Raw genomic sequence first — 3,526 nt, 5'->3', positions numbered from 1 at the left:
CACCAACTACACTGACCGCTGCTCACAGGTGAGGAATTTCAGCGAGCACACCTGAGGACTTTCGATGAGCGCGATCACGGGGAAGTCCTTGACGCCATCGGACAGTGTTTGGTACCCCCCCGCGGTCTGCTGCAGGGTCGACACGACGGCCTGGTTCTCGGTCTTCGTCGTTTCCAACTGGCCTTGCATCGCAGAGAGATGCTGGTCCATCGCGGCCACGATCAGCTGGGCTCCGGCCGGGGATCTGACCATCGGGCCGACGGCCGCGGCCACCGCGCGGGCCTGGTCGCGAATCACCCCGGAGCCGAATCGGCCCTGCGCGCCGATCGCCGCGCCGTGCTCGGCGGCCCCCCGGGCAGTTCCTGGTCCAGGCCCGCCGCGCTGGCCCGGGCCTGTTGATAGGAGCCAGCGGCCCGCATTGCACCGGTTCGGAACCCTCCGATACCGTCCGGCAACGGCGGTGGCGAGCCAGCATCCGAGGAAAGGCAGCGAAGTGCCCAACCCATCAGCGGGATACAGGTCGTGCGCGCGGGTCAGGATGCGGTCGACCCCGGCCAGAAAAGCCGCAATACTCACTCGCCAAAATTAGCCCGGCCTGATGGGCCAATGCCGAGCTACGCCTTTCCAACTTCGAATGTTGCCCTGGCAGCAACGCATCGCCCAAGAACGGTGATCCTCAGCAACCTTCCGTTTCGCGCCGCCCGGATTCGCCACGCGTCCAAGAACGTCGAGCAATGCGGGCCACAGACCGGTCGGGCCGGTGGGGGGAGTGGCGCGGGTTGGCGGGCACCGCCGGGCTGCACCTGCGCCGGGCAGTCAGATGATTTGGTATCCCAGATGCCGCGCGGCGGCGGCGAGGCGCCCGCCCAGGCCGGGGTGGGTCAGAGGCAATGACAGTATTGGTTGCGTTGGCATCGCCGAGCGGGCCGGTGCAAAAAGCGCCACACACGGCGCCCCGGCGAAACGGCTGTTGTAACGCACTCCGTCAAGGTCTGGGAATGCTTCGACCACCGTGCGAGCCCAGCGTTGCGTAACCAGGTGCGGTGCAGTCGATATCGCGAAGGTGCCGCCTGCGCGGGTGACCCACGCTCCGGCGCTGTCGGCTGCTAGATCCAGGACGGATAGCACCCGGGTGAACCGCAACCCAGTCAGGTACGGTTGGCCGCGTCGACGGTCGATGGTGCGATCGATTTGAAACGCCTCAGCAAGCGCGACCCCGGGGCTCGAGGCCCCATACCACACGGGCCGATCTGGGTGCTCGGACGGCGGGGGAGGGTGGGGGTCAAAGCGCAGCACCGGCCCGAAGTGCCGAAAGGCGTTCCACGCCAGGACATGGGTGCCTTCCGTGCGGTGAATGCGCCACCATGTCTCGCTGGTGTCGATCCGGTGCCGCTCGTCATCGCGGATGCCGATCCTGCGCAGCTGCTCAGCGCTCGGCGGGTCAGGAAGCGTGGCCCCGTCGCTCACGTACTGGCCCAGTCGGCGATCTCGATCAGCTCGAGTACCGGTGCCAGCGGGCCGCCGCTTCGCAGCCATTCCACAATCGATCGGGGCTGGCCGTCGATCTGCAGCTCGCTCTGCGGTGTGCGCAGCAATCCGGCCACCGCCGTCGGGTGCATTCCGGCCGGCAGGGCCTGGAAGACCTGCTCCAGCCCGCGGATCTGCTTGTCGGGCTTGCCCGTCTTCGGATTCAGCTCAAACTGAATCACGGGGTATACCCACGTGCCGTCGCGATCAATGGCCCACAGCGTGCCGGCCAAGCGCCGCTGCCGCACCCGCGACTCATTAATCCCCAATAGCGCGGCCACCTCGGGCCCGGTGTAGGCGGTGGTGATCAACAGTGCAGTGTGCGCAACGATGTCGGCCGCGGCCTCGGCGAACGCGACCGGATCGTCGATAAAGCCGGCTTCGTCGAGCAGCCTTGCCTCATCCTCGGTAAGTGCCGCGGCGCCTGGCCTGATCGCTGGCAGCGTCTTCAACGCGACCACCAGATCCGCCCGCTCGAAGTTGAACCGTTGGGCCAGTAGTTGATCCAGCTCGTCGTTGCTCATCCCGTACTCCTTGATTGTCCGCCCGATCCGCACGGCTAACGAATACTAACGATACGGTACAGCCGTTAGCCCGGCAAGGGTGCGGTGCGTCAGCCGAGCAGCTCGGCCACCGACGCCGACAGGAAGGCCCCTAAGCTGTAACCGTCACGTGCGGCGGCGCAACGTTCTGACCGCGCTATCGGCGTGCGTGCGCATTATTAGGAAATGTGTTGGCGCACAGAATGATTCGAATACGGCGAGGTTGACTGGTAATTCGCATATTCGATTCCGCCGTATTTTTCCGTGCCACGAGGTGGGGAGAGTCCGCGTCAAGCCGCAACCAGGAGCCGAGGGGCCAGGCGGTCATTGCGGGACAGTACGGCCGCAGCCCTGCGGGCTTATGCACCGCCTCTCGCACGTGACCGCGGCCAATTTTCGTCACAGTGACGAATTTGGTTGCGAGGCTGGTGCCGGTGCAGCTCAGCTAATCCGCGCCGCCCACGATATCGTTGCCGCACAGTATAATTCCGACTATGGAGTAATTTTACCGTTAATTCTCCCGATTCCGTTTCGCAGGTATTGCTTCCCGGGGCGGACCCAGGTCAGCCCTTTGCTGCATAAAGACTGGCTAGTAGGTTGGCGGTCGTGCTGAAGTCCATGCACTGATCGGTCACGGATTGGCCGTACACCAACTCGCCGCCGCTCACAGACTGAGCTCCGGCTACAAGGAAGCTTTCCAGCATCAGACCGGAGATGGCAGGTTCACCCGCGGCGATACGTGCGCACACCTCGGCGGCGACCGCAGCCTGCCGGATGTGGTCCTTGCCGGAGTTGGCGTGCGAACAGTCGATCATCACCTGTTCGGGTAGCCCTGCCTTGCGTAATCGACCAACCGCCGCGGTGACCGAGGCTGCGTCGTAGCTGGGGCCAGTCGACCCGCCCCTGAGAATCACGTGACAGTCAGGATTGCCGGATGTTTCGACAACGGCGGCCCGGCCGAAGCTATCGACACCGAAGAAGTGATGTGGTGTCGCCGCTGCTGCGACGCCGTCGATGGCGACCTGGATGTCGCCGTTGGTGCCGTTTTTGAACCCGATTGGCATCGAGAGCCCGGAGGCCAGTTGGCGGTGCACTTGCGACGCAGTCGTCCGAGCGCCGATCGCACCCCAGGCAACCGCGCCGGCGATGTATTGCGGGCTGGTGGGTTCCAAGAATTCACATCCCACGGGCAGACCAAGCTCGATGATGTCCAATAGCAACGCACGGGCGGTGCGTAGCCCGCGCTCCACTTGGAAGCTGCCGTCCAGACCGGGATCGTTTATGAGTCCCTTCCACCCGACGGTGGTGCGAGGCTTCTCGAAGTGTCTACGGTCACGTAATTCCCCAGGGGCTGCGGTCACGTAATTCCCCAGGTTCAGGCGCTGCTGCGGTGAGCGTAGCGAATCGTTGAAGTGGGTGTCAGGTGGTCTTGGTGCGGGGTCGTTTCCGGGGTCGGT

4 protein-coding genes are annotated in these 3,526 nt (G+C 64.6%); all 4 read right to left on the bottom strand.

The genetic code is table 11. The features are described from left to right. Positions 1 to 6: 6 nt before the first annotated feature. On the bottom strand, positions 7 to 576 hold the full coding sequence (locus AWC25_RS26415; protein ID WP_142278712.1) for a hypothetical protein: 570 nt from the start codon (positions 574 to 576) through the stop codon (positions 7 to 9). Positions 577 to 816: 240 nt separating this feature from the next. Further along, a complete protein-coding gene (locus AWC25_RS06130) occupies positions 817 to 1,467 on the bottom strand; it encodes an RES family NAD+ phosphorylase (protein ID WP_244899466.1) in 651 nt (216 codons plus the stop codon). Next, positions 1,464 to 2,051: a hypothetical protein gene (locus tag AWC25_RS06125; RefSeq protein WP_085166493.1), complete on the bottom strand. Its 588-nt coding sequence runs from the start codon at positions 2,049 to 2,051 to the stop codon at positions 1,464 to 1,466. The genes AWC25_RS06130 and AWC25_RS06125 overlap by 4 nt, the downstream gene beginning before the upstream one ends. 581 nt (positions 2,052 to 2,632) lie before the next feature. Beyond that, positions 2,633 to 3,526 (bottom strand): 3-deoxy-7-phosphoheptulonate synthase (locus AWC25_RS06120; RefSeq protein WP_142278711.1); only part of this gene is annotated, 894 nt, incomplete at its 5' end.

Origin of the sequence: Mycobacterium sherrisii (genome assembly GCF_002102355.1) — a bacterium.
In the GTDB taxonomy this organism is placed as follows: domain Bacteria; phylum Actinomycetota; class Actinomycetes; order Mycobacteriales; family Mycobacteriaceae; genus Mycobacterium; species Mycobacterium sherrisii.
This window is presented reverse-complemented; position numbering and strand designations above follow the sequence as displayed.